This window comes from Pseudomonas sp. BF-B-30, from assembly GCF_019956305.1.
GTDB lineage: Bacteria > Pseudomonadota > Gammaproteobacteria > Pseudomonadales > Pseudomonadaceae > Aquipseudomonas > Aquipseudomonas jessenii.
The window spans coordinates 164,123-183,787 of record NZ_JAHBDG010000044.1 but is presented as its reverse complement, the minus strand read 5'-3'; the positions used below and the strand labels follow the sequence as shown (position 1 = coordinate 183,787).

At 60.6% G+C, this 19,665-nt stretch carries 17 protein-coding genes; 11 read left to right on the top strand and 6 right to left on the bottom strand.

Annotated features, from left to right (window positions below; all coding sequences use genetic code 11):
- Window positions 1-186 precede the first annotated feature (186 nt).
- Window positions 187-1,329 carry an MFS transporter gene (locus KGB29_RS21565; RefSeq protein WP_150815261.1) on the top strand — a complete coding sequence of 381 codons (1,143 nt, stop codon included), beginning with the start codon at window positions 187-189 and terminating at the stop codon, window positions 1,327-1,329.
- Window positions 1,330-1,470: 141 nt separating this feature from the next.
- Here KGB29_RS21565 and KGB29_RS21560 read toward each other — a convergent pair whose 3' ends face one another.
- On the bottom strand, window positions 1,471-2,904 hold the full coding sequence (locus tag KGB29_RS21560) for a PLP-dependent aminotransferase family protein (protein ID WP_154909787.1): 1,434 nt from the start codon (window positions 2,902-2,904) through the stop codon (window positions 1,471-1,473).
- Window positions 2,905-3,083: 179 nt separating this feature from the next.
- Between KGB29_RS21560 and KGB29_RS21555 the strand changes: the two genes are divergently transcribed.
- Window positions 3,084-3,329, top strand: a complete 246-nt coding sequence (locus KGB29_RS21555; RefSeq protein WP_154909788.1) for a DUF1127 domain-containing protein — start codon at window positions 3,084-3,086, stop codon at window positions 3,327-3,329.
- Window positions 3,330-3,472: 143 nt separating this feature from the next.
- Here the strand turns inward: KGB29_RS21555 and KGB29_RS21550 are convergent, their stop codons facing one another.
- Window positions 3,473-4,780: an NAD(P)/FAD-dependent oxidoreductase gene (locus KGB29_RS21550; RefSeq protein ID WP_150815258.1), complete on the bottom strand. Its 1,308-nt coding sequence runs from the start codon at window positions 4,778-4,780 to the stop codon at window positions 3,473-3,475.
- 147 nt (window positions 4,781-4,927) lie between these two features.
- Between KGB29_RS21550 and KGB29_RS21545 the strand changes: the two genes are divergently transcribed.
- On the top strand, window positions 4,928-5,281 hold the full coding sequence (locus KGB29_RS21545; RefSeq protein ID WP_057398678.1) for a YkgJ family cysteine cluster protein: 354 nt from the start codon (window positions 4,928-4,930) through the stop codon (window positions 5,279-5,281).
- A gap of 138 nt (window positions 5,282-5,419) precedes the next feature.
- Here KGB29_RS21545 and KGB29_RS21540 read toward each other — a convergent pair whose 3' ends face one another.
- Window positions 5,420-5,908, bottom strand: coding sequence for an Lrp/AsnC ligand binding domain-containing protein (locus KGB29_RS21540; RefSeq protein ID WP_007975155.1), 489 nt, complete (start codon window positions 5,906-5,908; stop codon window positions 5,420-5,422).
- A 157-nt stretch (window positions 5,909-6,065) separates the two neighbouring features.
- Here KGB29_RS21540 and dadA point away from each other — a divergent pair, with 157 nt between their 5' ends.
- The 6 genes from dadA to KGB29_RS21510 all read left to right on the top strand — a co-directional run bounded on the left by dadA (window position 6,066) and on the right by KGB29_RS21510 (window position 12,344).
- A complete protein-coding gene (gene dadA, locus KGB29_RS21535; RefSeq protein WP_057716537.1) occupies window positions 6,066-7,370 on the top strand; it encodes a D-amino acid dehydrogenase in 1,305 nt (434 codons plus the stop codon).
- Complete coding sequence (locus KGB29_RS21530) at window positions 7,342-7,695, top strand: RidA family protein (RefSeq protein ID WP_090452150.1); 354 nt, start codon at window positions 7,342-7,344, stop codon at window positions 7,693-7,695. Before dadA ends, KGB29_RS21530 begins: the two co-directional genes overlap by 29 nt.
- Before the next feature lie 99 nt (window positions 7,696-7,794).
- Window positions 7,795-8,868: an alanine racemase gene (gene alr, locus KGB29_RS21525; protein ID WP_154909790.1), complete on the top strand. Its 1,074-nt coding sequence runs from the start codon at window positions 7,795-7,797 to the stop codon at window positions 8,866-8,868.
- Between the two features lie 128 nt (window positions 8,869-8,996).
- Window positions 8,997-9,545, top strand: a complete 549-nt coding sequence (locus KGB29_RS21520) for a cupin domain-containing protein (RefSeq protein WP_008023455.1) — start codon at window positions 8,997-8,999, stop codon at window positions 9,543-9,545.
- 182 nt (window positions 9,546-9,727) lie between these two features.
- A complete protein-coding gene (locus tag KGB29_RS21515) occupies window positions 9,728-10,150 on the top strand; it encodes a c-type cytochrome (RefSeq protein ID WP_150815265.1) in 423 nt (140 codons plus the stop codon).
- A 271-nt stretch (window positions 10,151-10,421) separates the two neighbouring features.
- Entirely contained in the window at window positions 10,422-12,344 is a 1,923-nt protein-coding gene (locus KGB29_RS21510; RefSeq protein WP_154909792.1) for an acetyl-CoA hydrolase/transferase C-terminal domain-containing protein, read from the top strand.
- Between the two features lie 129 nt (window positions 12,345-12,473).
- Here KGB29_RS21510 and KGB29_RS21505 read toward each other — a convergent pair whose 3' ends face one another.
- Both KGB29_RS21505 and rep read right to left on the bottom strand, forming a co-directional pair.
- Window positions 12,474-13,046 carry a xanthine phosphoribosyltransferase gene (locus KGB29_RS21505; RefSeq protein ID WP_102669385.1) on the bottom strand — a complete coding sequence of 191 codons (573 nt, stop codon included), beginning with the start codon at window positions 13,044-13,046 and terminating at the stop codon, window positions 12,474-12,476.
- A 57-nt stretch (window positions 13,047-13,103) separates the two neighbouring features.
- Window positions 13,104-15,113, bottom strand: a complete 2,010-nt coding sequence (rep, locus tag KGB29_RS21500; protein ID WP_007989511.1) for a DNA helicase Rep — start codon at window positions 15,111-15,113, stop codon at window positions 13,104-13,106.
- A gap of 264 nt (window positions 15,114-15,377) precedes the next feature.
- Between rep and KGB29_RS21495 the strand changes: the two genes are divergently transcribed.
- Entirely contained in the window at window positions 15,378-17,051 is a 1,674-nt protein-coding gene (locus KGB29_RS21495) for a putative bifunctional diguanylate cyclase/phosphodiesterase (RefSeq protein WP_150814534.1), read from the top strand.
- Between the two features lie 122 nt (window positions 17,052-17,173).
- On the opposite strand, the gene KGB29_RS21490 is transcribed toward KGB29_RS21495, so the two are convergent.
- Window positions 17,174-18,571 carry a NorM family multidrug efflux MATE transporter gene (locus tag KGB29_RS21490; RefSeq protein ID WP_150814535.1) on the bottom strand — a complete coding sequence of 466 codons (1,398 nt, stop codon included), beginning with the start codon at window positions 18,569-18,571 and terminating at the stop codon, window positions 17,174-17,176.
- Between the two features lie 159 nt (window positions 18,572-18,730).
- Between KGB29_RS21490 and KGB29_RS21485 the strand changes: the two genes are divergently transcribed.
- On the top strand, window positions 18,731-19,651 hold the full coding sequence (locus KGB29_RS21485; RefSeq protein WP_057712762.1) for a LysR substrate-binding domain-containing protein: 921 nt from the start codon (window positions 18,731-18,733) through the stop codon (window positions 19,649-19,651).
- Window positions 19,652-19,665 lie beyond the last annotated feature (14 nt).

Sequence of the window (19,665 nt, the reverse complement as noted above, 5' to 3'; positions counted from 1 at the left end):
GCCGTTAAGGGAGGTCTGTTGTAGAGCAGGCCTCCCGAACGACACAGATCCCTTGTGGGAGCGAGCTTGCTCGCGATAGCGGTGTAACAGTCGACTTCAATGTTGAATGTTGCTCCGTCATCGCAAGCAAGCTCGCTCCCACAATGTTTTGTGTTGTACATAAAAATATCCACAGGAGCGTGGAACATGCGTTGGGCGACTTATTTCGCCGTTTTGGCATCTGTCCTGAGTGTCGGCCTGGCCCTGGGTGTCAGCATGCCGCTGGTGTCGTTTCGCCTGGAAAGCTGGGGCTACGGCTCGTTTGCCATTGGCGTGATGGCCGCGATGCCAGCCATCGGCGTCCTGCTGGGGGCGAAAATCTCCAGCCATCTGGCGGCGCGATTCGGCACGGCCAATCTGATGCGCCTGTGCCTGTGGGCCGGGGCGGTTTCGATCGGTTTGCTGGCGCTGTTGCCGAGCTATCCGATCTGGTTGGTGCTGCGGCTGATGATCGGGGTGATCCTGACCCTTGTATTCATCATCGGTGAAAGCTGGATCAACCAACTGGTGGTCGAGCAATGGCGCGGGCGGCTGGTGGCGCTGTATGGCAGCAGCTACGCATTGAGTCAGCTGGCGGGGCCGGTGTTGTTGGGCTTCCTCGGTACCGAGCATGACTATGGCTTTTGGGTGGGCGTCGGCTTGCTGATGGGGGCTCCGTTCCTGTTGCTGGGCCGCAGTGGCGCGCCGAGCAGTGAAGCCAGCAGCGTGACCCTGCGTGATTTGCTTGAGTTTTGTCGTGGCCTGCCGGCGATTGCCTGGGCGGTGTCGCTGTTCGCCGCGTTCGAGGCGATGATTTTGACGCTGTTGCCGGTTTACTGCCTGCGCCAGGGCTTCACCACGGAGATTGCTCTGGCGATGGTCAGTACGGTGGTCGTCGGCGATGCGGTGCTGCAATTGCCGATTGGTGCGTTGGCCGATCGTTTGTCGCGACGGGCGTTGTTCACCGGCTGCGCAGTCGTCTTGCTGGTGTCGAGCCTGGCGATTCCGATGCTGATCGACACGCTGCTTATCTGGCCGCTGTGGGTCTTGTTTGGCGCCAGTGCCGGTGGCTTGTTCACCTTGTCACTGATCCTGATCGGCGAGCGTTATCGCGACGATGCACTGGTGCGGGCCAACGCGCATATTGCACAGCTGTGGGGGATTGGTTGTCTGGTCGGGCCGCTGCTGGCGGGTGCCGGCAGCCAGTGGATCAACGGCCATGCGTTGCCGTTGCTGATGGCAGTGGGGGCCTTGGGCGTGCTGATTGTGGTGTCGCGGCAAGGGGCGTTTGGCGCCGCTCAGCCAGCCTGATTAGCATCGCAGGACTGTGGCGGTCGAGTCTTACAACATCGTCCCCAGCCAACCGAATTGCTCAGCCAGGCATTGAAGCGCCGCCACCAACTCCGTTTGGCGGCGCAGATAGGCATATGTACGCTGATTCCCGAAGAAAGCTCAGTCGCTGAGCTGATCGTTTTCCGCCAGCAGTCTGATCGCTGTCGTACCGACCTTGCGTACTGCGTCTTCGATCTGCGGTGTTGGCTTGGCAGCGTAGTTCATGCGCAGGCAATTGCGGTACTTGCCCGAGGCGGAAAAAATACTGCCCACGGCAATCTGTACGCCCTGGTCGTGCAATGCACGATTCAGTTTCAGGGTGTCGAAACCTTCCGGTAGTTCGACCCACAGCATGAAGCTGCCCTGTGGGCGACTGGCGCGGGTGCCGGCCGGGAAGTAGCGGGTCACCCAATCAATCATCATGTCGCGATTGCGCTGGTATTGCGTACGCATCCGCCGCAAATGCGGTTCAAAGTGGCCACCTTTCAGAAATTCGGCGATGGCGATCTGTGGTTGTGGCGCGGTGGATCCGGTGCTGATGTATTTCATGTGCAGTACCCGTTCCAGATAGCGACCGGGCGCGACCCAGCCGATGCGCAGGCCGGGTGCCAGGGTCTTGGAAAACGAACTGCACAACAGGACGCGACCGTCCTCGTCGAAGGACTTGATCGTGCGCGGACGCGGGTAGGTGTAGGCGAGCTCGCCATACACATCGTCCTCGATGATCGCCACGTCATAGCGCTGTGCAAGCGTCAACAACGCGCGTTTGCGCGACTCCGGCATGATGTAGCCCAACGGGTTGTTGCAGTTGGGGGTCAACTGTATGACCTTGATCGGCCACTGTTCCAGGGCCAGTTCCAGCGCTTCGAGGCTGATGCCGGTCAGTGGATCGGTGGGGATTTCCAGGGCCTTCATGCCCAGGCCCTTGAGGGTCTGCATCGCGCCGTGAAAGCTCGGCGAGTCCACCGCGACAATGTCGCCGGGCTCGCAGATCGCGCGAACGCTGGTGGACAGCGCTTCATGGCATCCAGTGGTGACCACCAGCTCGCTGGCGCTCAACTGGCAGCCGGAGTCGAGCATCAGGCGAGCGATCTGTTCGCGCAGTTCGAGGTTGCCATGGATATTGTCGTAATACAGGCCGGGCATGTCCTGCCGCCGGCTGATTCGCGCCAGGTCACGCAGCAGCGGTTTCATGGTCGCACTGGTGATGTCCGGCATGCCGCGACCCAGTTGCACCACGTCTTTGCGCGGAACGGCGCGAATCAACTCCAGCACTTGATCCCATTGGGAAATGTCCACCGGCCGTTGGGCCGGGCGGCCGACTGCCGGCAAATCCGGCAGTTCGCGGCTGGCCGGGACGAAGTACCCGGACTTGGGCCGAGGCATGGCCAGCCCGCTGTCCTCCAGCACCCGATAGGCCTGCTGCACTGTGCTCAGGCTGACGCCGTGCTCGACGCTCAGCGCCCGAACCGAAGGCAGCCGGTCACCGGGGCGATAGAAGCCCTGCTCGATACGTGTGCCGAGCAATTCGGCGAGGTTGACGTAAAGGGTCATGGTGCAGCCTCGATAAGGGTGATTTGGTTAACCAGTACAGATCGGGCAAAAAATCGGGATTCAGTGGCGGAATCGGCAAAACTGTATGGAGTTAATACAGCTGTTTTGAATCTGTAATGCTTTTGCGCGCCCACGCATCATGGAACCTCTGGCTACCCAAGTAAACAGGAGCATCCAAGATGAACGGTTTGAGCGATGTGCGGCTGACGTTACACAGTCAGGAGCTGGCGACCGGGCAGAACAACGGCACGCGGGAGGGGGGCATGGGCAATGCGTCGTCCGACCTTAGTCGCTGGGATCGGTTCTGGCGTCGCCTGCACACGCGCAAGGCGTTGCTGGCCCTGACGGTTGACCAGCTCAAGGACGTCGGGCTGACACGGGAGCAGGCGCGAGAGGAGGGGCTGAAGCCTTTCTGGCGGATCTGAGTTTTGCGGTGTTCTTCAGGGCCTCATCGCGAGCAAGCTCGCTCCCACAAGGAACGGTGGTGAACACAAATTTTGTGAACACTGCCAAACACTGTGGGAGCGAGCTTGCTCGCGATGGCGTCGGTACAGGCCCAGCTAAACCTTCAGACCAACTCTTTAAACCGATGCCACAACATCCCCAATGCCAGCAACGGTGAACGCAAATGCTTGCCACCCGGGAATGTGATGTGCGGCACCTTGGCAAACAGATCGAAGCCGCCGCTGTGCTGGCCGCTGATGGCTTCGGCCAGCAGCTTGCCGGCCAGGTGTGTGGCGTTCACGCCATGACCGGAATAGGCCTGGGCGTAATACACATTCGGCTGGTCCTTGAGTCGCCCGATCTGCGGCAGGCGGTTGGCGCCGATACCGATCATGCCGCCCCATTGGTAATCGATCTTCACTGCACTCAGTTGCGGGAAGACCTCCAGCATTTTCGGACGCATGTACGCAGCGATGTCTTTCGGGTCGCGGCCGGAGTAATGGCAGGCGCCGCCAAACAGCAGGCGCCGGTCCGCCGAGAGCCGGTAGTAGTCCAGCGCCACTCGCTGGTCACAGACCGCCATGTTCTGCGGCAACAGGGCGTGGGCCTGTTCTTCGCTCAGTGGTTCGGTGGCGATGATGTAGCTACCGGCGGGCAGGACTTTGCCGCTGAGTTCCGGGTTGAGGTCATTGAGGTAGGCATTGCAACCCAGTACCAGGGTCTTGGCGCGCACCGAGCCCTCGGCGGCATGGACCTTGACCTCTGGGCCATAGTCGATGCGGGTCACGGCCGAGTGCTCGAACAACTGGACCCCCAGTCGTTGTGCCGCGGATGCTTCGCCCAAGGCCAGGTTCAGTGGATGCAGGTGCCCCGAGCCCATGTCGATCAGGCCGCCGACGTAACGCGTAGAGCCGACCACGGTGTGCATCTCGTTGGCTTGCAGCAAGCGGGTCTCGTAGCGATAACCGAGGCTGCGCAGCTCTTCGGCATCCTCGGCGAAACCTTCAAGGTCACGGGGCTTGTTGGCGAGGTCGCAGTAACCCCAGGTCAGGTCACAGGGGATCTGGAAGTGCTCGACCCGTTGCCGGACGATTTCCACGGCTTCCAGGCCCATGAGTTTCATTTGTCGCACGCCTTCGACGCCGATGATGTTGGTGAACTGATCGAGGCCGTGGCCGACGCCGCGAATCAGTTGCCCGCCATTTCGACCGCTGGCGCCCCAGCCGATTCTATGGGCTTCAAGCAACACTACACTGAGGCCGCGTTCGGCCAGCTCAAGCGCCGTGTTCAACCCCGAAAACCCACCGCCCACTACACAGACATCGGCCAGCACTTCGCCTTTGAGCGCCGGAAGTTCGGGCTGCGGCAGGCTGCTGGCGGCGTAGTAGGAGGCGATGTGGTCCGGAGCAGGCTGCTGAGCACGAGGGTTCATGTGCGTGATCCTGGTGTTGATGTTTAGAAAACTTGACGGAGCATAAGCCGGACCTTCCCGGACGGGCAACATTGGTCGGCTGCTGCTGTCTGGATCGGGGCTTTTGCGTCAGAATCGCGCTCTATTCCGCTATTGGTCACCGCTTCAATGAGCTGCAACAGCCAGACAATCCGCACATTGCGACAGCAGATTCCCTCGTTCGAGTGCGTTCCCGGCTGCCATGACTGCTGCGGCCCGGTGACCACCTCGCCGGAAGAAATGTCACGCCTGCCGCGCAAGACCCGCGCCGAGCAGGATGCCGCCATGGAAGAACTCAACTGTGTGCATCTGGGGCCCAATGGTTGCACGGTGTATGACGAGCGGCCGCTGATCTGCCGGTTGTTCGGCACCACCAAGACCCTGCCGTGCCCCAATGGGCGGGGGCCAGTGGAGTTGATTCATCCGCGGGTGGAGAAGCAGGTGTTCGAGTACATGGCCTCGAACCGGCAGGTGTTGGTTTAAGAGAGACCGAGTCGCCTGCATTCGCGAGCAAGCCCGCTCCCACATTCGATCTTCAGTGAACACAGAGTTTGTGTTTGACACTGATCCACTGTGGGAGCGGGCTTGCTCGCGAAAGCGGCCGAATAGACACCGCAATACTCAATCCGGAATCGGCAGAGTCAGGCTCTCTTTCACCTCTTCCATCACGATGTAACTCTTGGACTCGCGCACGTGGGGCAGCTTGAGCAGGATGTCGCCCAGCAATTTGCGGTACGAGGCCATCTCGGAAATCCGCGCCTTCACCAGGTAGTCGAAATCCCCTGACACCAGGTGACACTCCAGCACATGGGGCAATTTCAGCACCGCACGCCGGAACTCTTCGAAAGTATCGCCGGATTTGTAGTCCAGGCTGATCTCGACGAACACCAGCAGACTACCCTTCAGATGCTGCGGATTGAGCCTGGCGTTGTAGCCCATGATGATCCCTTCGCGCTCCAGACGCCGGACCCGCTCGGTACAGGGCGTGGTCGAGAGCCCGACCTTTTCCCCAAGCTCGGTAAAGGAAATCCGCCCGTCCGCTTGCAGGATCCGCAGGATGTTGCGGTCGATCTTGTCCAGCTCACGTTTGGTCTGAGTGTTGGTACGCATAGGGGATGCGCCTCCGTGAAAAGGGTTTTTGCCGAGAATTGTCGCCAAATATAGGCGCTTATATAGTGAAATGCACTGGCAAATCTTTTTTACACTGCGCACATCTGAAGCTCTGAATAACAAACGTCAGCGGTTAGCCGCGATGAGGGATATGAAAATGCGCGTCATGGTCTTGGGTAGCGGCGTCATCGGTACCACCAGTGCTTATTATCTGGCCCGTGCCGGGTTTGAAGTGGTGGTTGTGGACCGGCAGCCGGCCGCTGCCATGGAGACCAGTTTCGCCAATGCCGGGCAGGTCTCGCCGGGTTATGCCTCGCCGTGGGCCGCGCCGGGCGTGCCTCTCAAGGCCATCAAGTGGCTGTTGCAGCGCCACGCGCCGCTGGCGATCAAGGCCACGGCCGACATCGACCAGTACCTGTGGATGGCACAGATGCTGCGCAATTGCACTGCCAGCCGTTACGCGGTGAACAAGGAGCGCATGGTCCGTCTGTCCGAGTACAGCCGTGACTGCCTCGATGAACTGCGTGCCGAAACCGGCATTGCCTACGAAGGCCGTAGCCTTGGTACGACCCAACTGTTCCGCACCCAGGCTCAACTGGACGGCGCCGCGAAAGATATCGCCGTGCTGAAAGAGTCCGGCGTGCCGTTCGAATTGCTCGACCGCGAAGGCATTGCCCGCGTTGAGCCGGCCTTGGCCAGCGTCACCGATATCCTCGCCGGTGCCCTGCGCCTGCCGAACGACCAAACCGGCGACTGCCAGATGTTCACCACCAAGCTCGCCGAGATGGCCGCGAACCTCGGTGTGCAATTCCGTTTCGGCCAGGACATTCAGCGCCTCGACTTCGCCGGTGACCGCATCAACGGCGTATGGATCGACGGCAAGCTGGAAACCGCCGACCGCTACGTGCTGGCCCTCGGCAGCTACTCGCCGCAACTGCTCAAACCACTGGGGATCAAGGCGCCGGTGTACCCGCTCAAGGGCTACTCCCTGACCGTGCCGATCACCAACCCGGCAATGGCCCCGACTTCGACCATTCTCGACGAGACCTACAAGGTCGCGATCACCCGTTTCGACAACCGCATCCGCGTTGGCGGCATGGCGGAGATCGCCGGTTTTGACCTGTCGCTGAATCCGCGCCGGCGCGAAACCCTGGAGATGATCGTCAACGACCTTTATCCTCAGGGCGGCAATCTGGCCGAAGCGAGCTTCTGGACCGGCCTGCGTCCGACCACTCCAGATGGCACGCCAATCGTAGGCGCCACACCGTTCAAGAACCTGTTCCTGAACACCGGTCACGGCACGCTGGGCTGGACCATGGCCTGTGGCTCCGGTCGCTTGCTGGCGGACCTGATGGCCAAGAGAAAGCCGCAGATCAGCGCCGAAGGCCTCGATATTTCCCGTTATGGCAACAAAACCCAGGAGTCTGCTAAGCATGTCAGTCCAGCGCCAGCTCACCAATGAGCGCATGAGTCAGATCGTCACCCATAACGGCACGGTTTACCTGGCCGGACAGGTGGGCGACGACATGAACGCCGGGATTGAACAGCAGACCCGCGAAACACTGGCCAACATCGAGCGGTTGCTCGATCTGGCCGGCACCGACAAGCACAATCTGCTGTCGGTGACGATTTACCTGAAGGACATCGACGCGCATTTCGAAGGCATGAACGCGGTGTGGGACAAGTGGTTGCCAAAAGGCGTCGCTCCCGCCCGAGCCACCGTTGAATCGAAATTGTGCGAACCGGAAATCCTGGTCGAGTTGTCGGTTGTCGCCGCTCTGCCATAAGCCTGTCAGAAAAGATCCCTCTCCCGGTGCTGTTGGTGGTTAACGCTGTCAGCCAGCACCGGTTTTTCTTCCCGATAACCCGACCAGAAGTCTGCCGCCATGCGTCCTGCCCGTGCCCTGATCGACCTTCAAGCCCTGCGTCACAACTACCGGATCGCCCGTGAACTCACGGGGGCTCGTGCCCTCGCGGTGATCAAGGCCGATGCCTATGGCCATGGCGCGGTGCGTTGCGCCCAGGCGCTGGAAGCCGAGGCGGACGGGTTTGCCGTGGCCTGCATCGAAGAGGCGTTGGAGTTGCGGGCGGCGGGAATTCGCGCGCCGATCCTGCTGTTGGAAGGCTTTTTCGAAGCCGATGAGCTGGCGCTGATCGTCGAGCATGATTTCTGGTGCGTGGTGCATTCGCTGTGGCAGCTCGAAGCCATCGAGAAAGCAGCGTTGAGCAAGCCGATCACCGTGTGGCTGAAGCTCGATTCGGGTATGCATCGCGTGGGGCTGCACCCGGCGGATTATCAAGCGGCCTATCAACGGCTGCTGGCCAGCGGCAAGGTCGCAAAAGTGGTACTGATGAGCCACTTTGCGCGTGCCGACGAACTGCACGAACAGGCCAGCGCGGAGCAGGTGGCGGTATTTGAAGCGGCGCGCAAGGGCTTGTCCGCCGAGGTCAGCCTGCGCAACTCGCCGGCGGTGCTCGGTTGGCCGCAGATACCGAGTGACTGGGTGCGCCCAGGCATCATGCTGTATGGCGCCACGCCCTTCGAAGAAGCCAACGAAGTAGCATCGCGGCTGCAACCGGTCATGACCCTGGAATCGAAGGTGATCAGTGTGCGCGAGTTGCCGGCTGGCGAGCCCGTCGGTTACGGCGCCAAATTCATCACCCCCAAACCGATGCGTATTGGCGTGGTGGCCATGGGTTACGCCGACGGCTACCCACGTCTGGCACCAACCGGCACCCCCGTGCTGGTTGCCGGGCAGCGCAGCCAGTTGATCGGCCGGGTATCGATGGACATGCTCTGCATCGACCTGACCGATGTACCGCAGGCCGGTCTCGGTTCGACCGTCGAGTTGTGGGGCAAGAACATTCTCGCCAGTGATGTGGCCATGGCTGCCGGCACGATTCCTTACCAGATCTTCTGCAACCTGCGCCGAGTGCCACTGCTCTATTCCGGGGCTTAGTGAGCAGGGCTCCAGACCGGAAGTCGCCTCGCTGAGCAGGATTCAGGTCAAGGTGTTGTAAATACTGAACGCTGTCGCCATGATAACGCTCACTATTCCAACATTTCTGAATCCTGGAGGCGCTAGCTTTGGACGTCGGTGAACGACTGCAATCCATCCGTAGGCTCAAAGGCCTTTCCCAGCGTGAACTCGCCAAACGGGCGGGGGTCACCAACAGCACGATTTCGATGATCGAAAAGAACAGCGTGAGCCCTTCGATCAGTTCGCTGCGTAAAGTGCTGGGCGGGATTCCCATGTCCATGGTCGAGTTCTTTTCCGAAGAAATCCTGCAGGAAAAACCGACTCAGATCGTCTACAAGGCCAATGAGCTGATCGACATTTCCGATGGCGCAGTGACCATGAAACTGGTCGGCCGGGCGCACCCGAGCCGGGCCATCGCATTCCTCAATGAAATCTATCCGCCAGGCGCCGACACCGGTGACGAGATGCTCACCCATGAGGGCGAGGAAACCGGCATCCTGGTCGAAGGAAAACTGGAACTGGTGGTCGGTCTCGAAACTTTTGTCCTCGAAGCCGGCGATAGCTACTACTTTGAAAGTACCAAGCCACACCGTTTCCGTAATCCGTTCGATGTGCCAGCGCGACTAATCAGCGCAGCCACACCAGCGAATTTCTAAGAAAAGAGGCGTCCTGCCAGCATCGCAGAGGCGCCCGGGCTGTTTTTCCGTCGCGGCCTAAGACCCCTCCGACTTTGGGGTTGTTTCAGTGCGGCGGGCTTACCGCTATACTTGCGCCCGCCTGCGAACCGTGGCCGTAGGCGTGACTAGCCACCATTGAGGGTGAACGCGTGAACCTAATTATGAAAATGCTGGCTGCACCAGCAACCGTATTGGCCCTATGGGCTGTCAGTGTCAGCGCTCAGGCTGCGACCAACGACGATATTGCCAAACGCCTTGAGCCAGTCGGCCAGGTTTGTGTTCAGGGTAAAGAGTGCAAGGGCATGGAAGTGGCCGCTTCCGCTGGCGGCGGTGGTGGAGCGAAAACCCCGGATGAAGTGATTGCAAAACATTGCAACGCTTGCCACGGTTCAGGCCTGTTGGGCGCGCCGAAAATCGGTGATGCCGCCGCTTGGGGCGAGCGTGCCAAGAAAGAAGGTGGTGTTGACGGCTTGCTCGCCAAGGCGATCTCCGGCATCAACGCGATGCCGCCAAAAGGCACCTGCGCCGATTGTGCAGACGCCGAGCTCAAAGGCGCCATCCAGAAGATGTCCGGCCTGAAATAAGGCGCCGCATCGTTCGCAAAAAACCGTCCCAGGACGGTTTTTTTGTGCCTGCAATTCCGCGCTGACCCTTGTAGGCGCGAGCTCGCTCGCGATGGTCGTCAACGATAACGCTGGAAACCTGGCACCCCGCGGTGCTCTCAGGTTCTTCGCGAGCGAGCTCGCTCCTACAAGGTCTTTGTGGCAGCCGATTGGCATTAACGGGCTGTTCATCACAGCGAATCCCCGGCAAGCTCGGTCCAACCCCACGTCATGGAATGTAAGGGAGGACCTGATGGTGCAGCTGTGTTCAATCGAGCAAGCGGTCGATGACGTGTTGGCGAGATTGCCGACGCATATTCACATGGGCTTGCCTCTGGGGTTGGGTAAACCCAATCACTTCGTCAACGCGCTGTATCAACGAATCGCACAGTTGCCCGAGCGACGACTGACGATCTACACCGCGTTGTGTCTGGGGCGTCCACCCTTGGGCGATGGTTTGCAAAAGCGATTTCTAGAACCCTTTGTCGAACGTGTGTTCGGCGATTATCCGGAGCTGGAGTTTCTCGCCGACCTGCGTCGCGAGGGTTTACCGGGCAACATCCACATCCAGCAGTTCTTCATGCAGCCTGGCAGCCTGCTCAACAGTGCTACGGCGCAACAGGATTACGTCAGCAGCAACTACAGCCATGCGGCCCGGGACATCAACGCCGCCGGGTTGAATCTGGTGGCGCAACTGGTGGCCAGCCATGCCGAGCATCCCGACCGCTTGAGCCTCAGTTGCAACCCGGACATCACCCTCGACCTATTGCCGATGATCGCCAAGCGCCGCGCCGCCGGAGAAACCATCCTGATGGTCGGCCAAGTACACAACGATCTGCCTTACATGCCCGGCGATGCGGAACTGGACATCGACACCTTTGACCTGCTGATCGATGAGAAGGACAACACCACGCTGTTTTCCACGCCAAACATGCCGGTGGGCTTTCAGGACCATTTCATCGGCCTGCACGCCAGCACTCTGGTGCGTGACGGCGGCACCTTGCAGATCGGCATCGGTTCCATGGGTGATGCGCTGACGGCGGCGCTGCTGGCGCGGCAAGCCGACAACGACGGATACAGGGCTTTGCTGGCAGACGTAAACCTCAGCCACTGGGCGCAACTGATCGAGCGCGAAGGCGGCATCGAGCCCTTCGCCAAAGGCCTGTATGGCTGCAGCGAAATGTTCGTCAACGGCTTGTTGGTGCTGGCCGATGCCGGGATCGTGCGGCGCAAGGTTTATCCGGACGCGGCGACCCAACAGCAGGCGAATGCCGGCACCCTCGACGAGGCTGCGCAAACCGATGGCATCTCGGTGCACGGCGGATTCTTCCTTGGGCCGCGCAGCTACTATGAACGCTTGCGTGAGTTGCCGCAGAGCAAGCGGCTTGAATTCAACATGACCCGCATCAGCTACATCAACGAGCTCTACGGCCAGGAAGAACTCAAGCGCTTGCAACGTCTCGATGCGAGGTTCATCAACACCGCGTTCACCGTGACCCTGCTCGGTTCCGCGGTGGCGGATCAGCTCGAAGACGGACGTGTGCTCAGCGGCGTAGGCGGGCAATACAACTTCGTGGTGCAGGGGCATGCGTTGCAAGGCGCGCGTTCGGTGTTGCTGCTGCGCAGCTGGCGTGAGTCTGGAGGCGACGTCAACTCGAACATCGTCTGGGAGTATGGTCACTGCACGATTCCGCGGCATCTGCGGGACATCGTGGTCACCGAGTACGGCATCGCCGACCTGCGGGGCAAGACCGATGCGGCGGTGATTGAAGCACTGTTGAATATCAGCGACTCACGTTTCCAGTCGGGGCTGATCGCGCAGGCACAGAAAGTCGGCAAACTGCCCAAGGACTTCCGTCTCGATCCGCGCTTTACCGATAACAGCCCGCAGCGTTTGCAGGAGATTCAGGCGCGGCATCCGCAGCTATTTCCAGAGTACCCACTGGGTTGTGATTTCACCGAGGTCGAGCGGGATGTGTTGCGGGCGCTGAACTGGCTCAAGAGCAAGTTCAAGCTGAGCGAGGTGCTGGAGTTGGGCAAGGCAGCGCTGGATGCGCCGGAGCCTGCGTTGTTTCCAGAGCATCTGGAGCGGATGCAATTGACCGATCCGGAAGGCCTCAAGGAAGATTTGTTTCAGCGGCTGTTGCTCACGGGCCTGAAAGCCACTGCGCAATAACAGCCAACACAAAACAAATGTGGGAGCGGGCTTGCTCGCGAAAGCGATGTGTCAGTCGACATCAACTTTGACTGACACATCGCTTTCGCGAGCAAGCCCGCTCCCACACTGGTTTTGCGGTGTGGCGGATCAGTCGATGAACGTCACGACACCACCGGCCAGCGACTTCACACGGGCCAGGGACTCTACGCGATAACCCTGCGAGTCCAGCTCTGCACGACCACCCTGGAACGACTTCTCGATAACGATACCCAGGCCCGCCACGGTGGCGCCGGCCTGTTTGATGATCGAAATCAGTGCCTGGGACGCCTTACCGTTGGCCAGGAAGTCATCGATGATCAGCACGCGGTCGCTGCTGGTCAGGTGGCGCGGAGAGATGGCCACGGTGCTTTCGGTCTGCTTGGTGAACGAGTACACGGTCGCCGACAGCAGGTTTTCGGTCAGGGTCAGGGACTGGTGCTTGCGGGCGAAGATCACCGGCACGCCCAGGTTCAGACCGGTCATGATCGCCGGGGCGATGCCCGAGGCTTCGATGGTGACGATCTTGGTGATGCCCGAATCCTTGAACAGCGTGGCGAATTCGTCGCCGATCAGCTTCATCAGGGCCGGGTCGATCTGGTGGTTCAGAAAGGCGTCGACTTTCAGGACCTGGTCGGAAAGCACGATGCCTTCTTCGCGAATTTTCTTGTGCAGGGCTTCCATGAAGCTGTCCTCTGTTGGCGCCTTGTGCGCCCTAAGGTTTTAAAAAAGTGGTCAATTCTAGCGCTTTAACATCGCGCGTATATCCGCCAATGCGTTGTTGCCTCGCACGGCTTTGACTTCGGTCGGTGTGTCGTCGTTGCCTTCCCAGGCCAGGTCGTCCGGCGGCAACTCATCGAGGAAGCGGCTCGGCGCGCAATCGATGATCTCGCCGTACTGCTTGCGCTTGGCGGCGAAGGTGAAGGCCAGGGTCTGGCGCGCACGGGTAATGCCCACGTAGGCCAGGCGACGCTCTTCTTCGATGGTGTCGGCTTCGATGCTGGAGCGGTGCGGGAGGATTTCCTCCTCCATGCCCATGATGAACACGTAGGGGAATTCCAGGCCCTTGGACGCATGCAAGGTCATCATCTGCACGCCTTCGGCGCCGTCTTCCTCTTCCTGCTGGCGCTCGAGCATGTCGCGCAGGACGAGTTTGCCGATGGCGTCCTCGACGGTCATCTCGCCTTCTTCGTCTTTTTCCAGGGTGTTCTTCAGCGCCTCGATCAGGAACCAGACGTTACCCATGCGGTAATCGGCGGCCTTGTCGCTGGAGCTGTTGGTGCGCAGCCAGTTCTCGTAGTCGATGTCCATGACCATGCTGCGCAGGGCCGAGATCGGGTCTTCGCCGGCACACTGCTCGCGCACCCTGTCCATGAAGCGCTTGAAGCGCGACAGGCGATCGGTGAAGCGGCTGTCGAGATGCTCGCCCAGGCCGATTTCGTCGGTGGCGGCGTACATCGAGATCTTGCGCTCGGTGGCGTAGTTGCCCAGCTTCTCCAGCGTGGTCGAGCCGATCTCGCGGCGCGGCACGTTGATCACCCGCAGGAACGCGTTGTCGTCGTCCGGGTTCACGATCAGGCGGAAGTAGGCCATCAGGTCCTTTACTTCCTGGCGACCGAAAAAGCTGTTGCCGCCGGACAGGCGATACGGCACCTGGTGGTGCTGCAATTTCAGCTCGATCAGCTTGGCCTGGTAGTTGCCGCGATACAGGATCGCGAAATCGCTGTACGGGCGGTCGGTGCGCAAGTGCAGGCTGAGGATTTCCATGGCCACGCGCTCGGCTTCGGCGTCCTCGTTGCGGCACCGGATCACGCGGATCTCGTCGCCGTGGCCCATTTCACTCCACAACTGCTTTTCGAATTCGTGGGGGTTGTTCGAGATCAGCACGTTGGCGCAGCGCAGGATGCGGCTGGTGGAGCGATAGTTCTGCTCCAGCATCACCACTTTCAAGGACGGGTAGTCGTCCTTGAGCAGCATCAGGTTTTCCGGGCGCGCGCCGCGCCAGGCGTAGATCGACTGGTCGTCGTCGCCCACCACGGTGAACTGGTTGCGTTTGCCGATGAGCATTTTCACCAGCAAATATTGGCTGGCGTTGGTGTCCTGGTATTCGTCCACCAGCAGGTAGCGCACCTTGTTCTGCCACTTTTCCAGGATGTCGGCGTGTTCTTCGAACAGCTTCACCGGCAGCAGGATCAGGTCGTCGAAATCCACCGCGTTGAACGCCTTGAGCGTGCGCTGGTAGTGGGTGTAGACGATGGCAGCGGTCTGTTCCTTGGGGTTGCGCGCGTTTTCCAGGGCCTGGGCCGGCAGGATCAGGTCGTTTTTCCAGGCGCCGATCATGTTCTTGATCTCGTCGACGCCGTCGTCGCCCGAGTATTCCTTCTGCATGATGTCGGTCATCAGGGCCTTGACGTCGGTCTCGTCGAAGATCGAGAAGCCCGGTTTGTAGCCCAGCCGCACGTGTTCCTTGCGGATGATGTTCAGGCCCAGGTTGTGGAAGGTGCAGACCGTCAGGCCACGACCTTCGCCGGCGCGCAGCAGGGTGCCGACCCGTTCCTTCATCTCGCGGGCGGCCTTGTTGGTAAAGGTCATGGCGACGATGTACTGGGCGCGGATGCCGCAGTTCTGGATCAGGTGCGCGATTTTGCGCGTGATCACGCTGGTCTTGCCGGAGCCAGCACCGGCGAGCACCAAAAGAGGGCCGCCGACGTAGCTCACGGCTTCTTGCTGCCGGGGATTGAGTCGGGACATAGGTAAATTCAGGAGTCAGTCACGAAATGGGCCGGCATTTTAACAGGCTCAGCGAATTGTGCTGCTCTGTCCGACTTGTGACGTACCACGCTATCTGTAATTGCCGGTTTTGTTACTTTCACGCAGGATGCGCAACGAATTTGCGGCTAATGTTCGTATTTCCGGATACAAAGGTCTCGTTTTGCTCACCGATGTCATTGTCATTGGTCATCGGAACGGCATAATGCCCGTCGCCTACATCTTTGCAGAGTCTAGGGAGCTAGCTTGTCTACGCCTGTCGAACCCTTGCGTTTGCTGCTACTGGCCGAAGAGCCAGCGTGGGCAGCGTTGTTGCGCGAGTGTCTGGCTCCTATGGGGAGCTCGGCCGTGCTCATCAGCGCGCCGAGTTGGGAGTCGGTCAGCAGCCTGTTCGATGACAACCGCAGCGCGGTGTTATTGACCATCCCGCAACTTCAGCCGGCGCCGGGTCGTTGCAGCCTGCCGACGGTGTTGTTGCTCGACCATGAGCCGCTGATCCCGCCCGACGGCGTGAGTGACTGGCTGGTGCGCGATCATCTCGATCCCGGCATGTTGCGCCGTTGCCTACGCCATGTGCGCGAACGTGGCGTTCTGGAAAACACCCTTCAACGTCTGGCCGAGCAAGATCCGCTGACCGGCATCGCTAACCGCCAGGGCTTCCAGACTCTGCTGACGGCGCGCCTGGCGGAAAACGACGGTCGCGGTCTGGCCCTCGGTCATCTCGACCTCGACAACTTTCGTTATGCCAACGACGCCCTCGGCCATCAGGCCGGTGATCGCCTGATCCTGCAAGTGGTGGCGCGGCTCAAGAGTCAGCTTGAGGCCGGCGATCAACTGGCGCGCCTGGGCAGTGATGAATTCGCTCTGCTGATCGACACCCGTCGTGCTCCCCAGCGTGCCGAGTGGATGGCCGAGCGCATCAGCGAAATACTGGCCGAGCCTTATTGGGTCGATGGCGAAAGCCTGTTGATCGGTTCCAGCCTGGGCATTGCCTACGCCCGGGCCCAGGCCGGTGCGGATCCGCTGATGTGGCATGCACATATCGCCATGCAGCAGGCCAAAAGCACCCAGGGCTGCACCTTTCACATTTTCAACGAGCGCATCAATCGCAATGCCCGCAGCATCGCCGACCTCGAAACCGAGCTGCGTCGGGCACTGCGCCGCGATGAGCTGGAGCTGCATTACCAGCCACGGCTGAACCTCGAAGACGGGCAGATCGTCGGCCTTGAAGCCCTGGTGCGCTGGCGCCATGCCGAGCGCGGTTTGTTGCCTCCGAGCGAGTTCGTGCCACTGGCTGAGCAGAGCGGTCTGATCGTGCCGTTGGGGTACTGGGTAATTTCCCGGGCCTTGCGCGACATGCAGGCGCTGCTCGAGCTGGGATTGCCACCGTTGCACATGGCGATCAACCTGTCATTCCGGCAATTCCAGGACAGCCAGTTGCTTTCGACTCTCAGTCGCCTGATTGCCGAGCGCGGTGTCGAGGCGCAGTGGCTGGAGTTCGAACTGACCGAAACCGCCGTGATGCGTCGCAGCGATCTGGTGAAGCAGACCATGGACGCCCTCGGGCGCCTCGGTGTGCGCTTCTCCCTCGACGACTTCGGCACCGGGTTCTCGTCGTTCGTGCACCTCAACAGCCTGCCGATCACCTTGCTGAAGATCGACAAGAGCTTTGTCGGCGGCATGGAGCAGCGTGAGGAAAACCGCAAACTGGTGCATGCGATGATCAACCTGGCGCACAACCTCAACCTCGAGGTGGTCGCAGAAGGCGTGGAAACGCCGGAGCAACTGGATCTGCTGCGTGGGTTTGAATGCGATCAGGTGCAGGGGTATTTGATCAGCAGGCCTTTGCCGCTGGCCGAACTGGTGGAGTATCTGACGTTTGGCAGCAATCAGCAGCCGATGCTGGAAATCGTGGGCTGAGGTTGCCACAGAGCCCTGTAGGAGCGAGCTTGCTCGCGATAAACCTGAGAACCCCGCGGGGCACCTGCCAACCAGCGTTATCGTTGACGACCATCGCGAGCGAGCTCGCTCCTACAGGGGGCTCAGTCAGGCTGAGCAATCTCGAAACGCTGCACTGACGTCGTGTCGCGCTTGATCATCCGCTTCATCTTCCACTCAAATCCCAGCGTCAGGCTCACCGCCGCACACGCCAGCCCCAGCGCCAGGCCCCACCAGACGCCCGTTGGCCCCCAGTCCAGGTGGAACGCCATCCACCACGCCGCCGGTGCGCCAATCAGCCAATAGCAACCCAGGCCGACCAGGAAAGTGGTCTTGGCATCCTTGAGTCCGCGGATGCAGCCCATGGCAATGGTTTGCGTGCCGTCGAACAGTTCGAACCATGCCGCCACCGCCAACAGGCTCACGGCAAGGTTGATGACATCGCGAAACGCCGGGTCGTTGTGGTCGAGAAACAAACCGACCAACTGGTTTGGCAATAGCCAGAAGACCATGGCGAAACACAGCATCGCCACCGCCCCGAAGGCAATACCGACCCTCCCGGCCAGCCGCGCATCCAGCAATTGCCCGGCGCCGTAGTGCTGGCCGATGCGCATGGTGATTGCATAAGAAATCCCTGCCGGGACCATGAACGCCACCGAAACGATTTGCAGGGCAATCTGATGAGCCCCCAGCTGTGTGCTGCCCATGGTGCCCATGCACAGCGCGGCGAAGGCAAACAGCCCGACTTCCACCGCGTAGGTACCGCCAATCGGCAGCCCCAGACGCCACAGCTCCTTCAGGTACTGGCGGTTCAGCCGCGACAGGCCCTGGCGCAGCGGATAAGCCTCATAAGCCGGATGCCGACGAATGTGCCACGCCAGCGCAAGTGCCATCAGGTTGGCGACAATCGCCGTGACCAGCCCGATGCCCGTCAGCCCCAGTTTCGGCAGGCCGAACATGCCGGTAATCAGCGCATAGTTGAGCAGGAAGTTGGCGACCGTACCGCCAACACTGATGACCATCACTGGCGTTGCACGGCCAATGGCGCTGGTGAACCCGCGCAGGGCCATGAAGCTCAGGTAGCCGGGCAGGGCGAACGGCAGGAAGATCAAAAACTGCCCGGCTGCGTTGACGTTGCTTTCAGTCTGGCCGAACAGCAGCAGCACCGGTTTGAGGTTCCACAACAGCAAACCGGCGACCAGCGCCATCAGCCACGCCAGCCACAACCCGGCCTGGGTCAGTCGAGTGGCCCCGACAATATCGCCGGCACCCTGACGGATCGCCACCAGGGTGCCGACCGCCGCAATCACGCCGATGCAGAAAATCGACACGAACGAATAGGTCGCCGCACCGAGCCCGCCACCGGCCAGGGCCTCGGGACTCAGGCGCGCCATCATCAGAGTGTCGGTGAGGACCATCAGCATGTGCGCCAACTGCGAGGCAATCAACGGCCCCGCCAGCCGCAGGATGGCCCAGAGTTCAGTACGTGCTGGATGCTGCATGGTCATCACGCTCGATTATCAAAAGGGAACAGGAAAGCACCGATTCTCGGCGCTCTGCACGGTTTTCACAAAGGGATAAAAAGGATGGATGGCATGATTCAAACTCATGCTGGAGAGTTTCTGCTAGGGTAGGCGAACCCCGCAGTAGGAGCTTTCCCAATGTCCCGTCGTCTTCCTCCCTTGTATGCCCTGCGCGCATTCGAAGCGGCGGCGCGGCACAGTTCGTTTACCCGCGCGGCCGAAGAGCTGTCGATTACCCAAAGTGCGGTCAGCCGGCATATTCGTACGCTCGAAGAGCACTTTGCCTGCCGCTTGTTTCATCGCAGTGGCCGCAACCTGCAACTGACCGAGTCGGCCCGGTTGCTGTTGCCGGGCATTCGCGAAGGCTTCACCGCGCTTGAACGCGCCTGCAATACCTTGCGCGCCGAAGACGACATCCTGCGCATGAAAGCCCCGTCGACCCTGACCATGCGTTGGTTGCTGGCGCGCCTCAGCCGCTTCCGTCATCTGCAGCCGGGCAACGAAGTGCAATTGACCAGTGCGTGGATGGACGTCGATTCAGTGGATTTCAATGACGAACCGTTCGACTGCGCCGTCATCCTCAGCAATGGGCATTTTCCACCGGACTGGGAGGCGACTCTCCTGTTCCCCGAAGAGCTGATTCCGGTGGGCGCGCCGAATCTTCTGAAGGATCAACCATGGGACGTCGCGCGCCTGGCCAGTACCGAGCTGCTGCACCCGACACCGGACCGCCGTGACTGGCGCAACTGGCTGGAGCGCATGGGCCTGACCGATCAGGTCTCGCTCAAGGGAGGTCAGGTGTTCGACACGCTGGAACTGGGCATGATTGCAGCCGCCCGTGGCTACGGCGTGTCCATGGGCGATTTGCTGATGGTCGCGGAGGATGTCGCGCAGGGACGTCTGAGTTTGCCGTGGCCGACAGCCGTCGCCAGCGGTGAGAATTATTTCCTGGTCTGGCCGAAAACCCGCCCCGGAGGCGAGCGTTTGCGCCGCCTCAGCGATTTTCTTTTGGGTGAGGTTCGGGCCATGGAGTTACCGGCGGTCGAGCACTTGAGATGAATCATCGCGGGCAA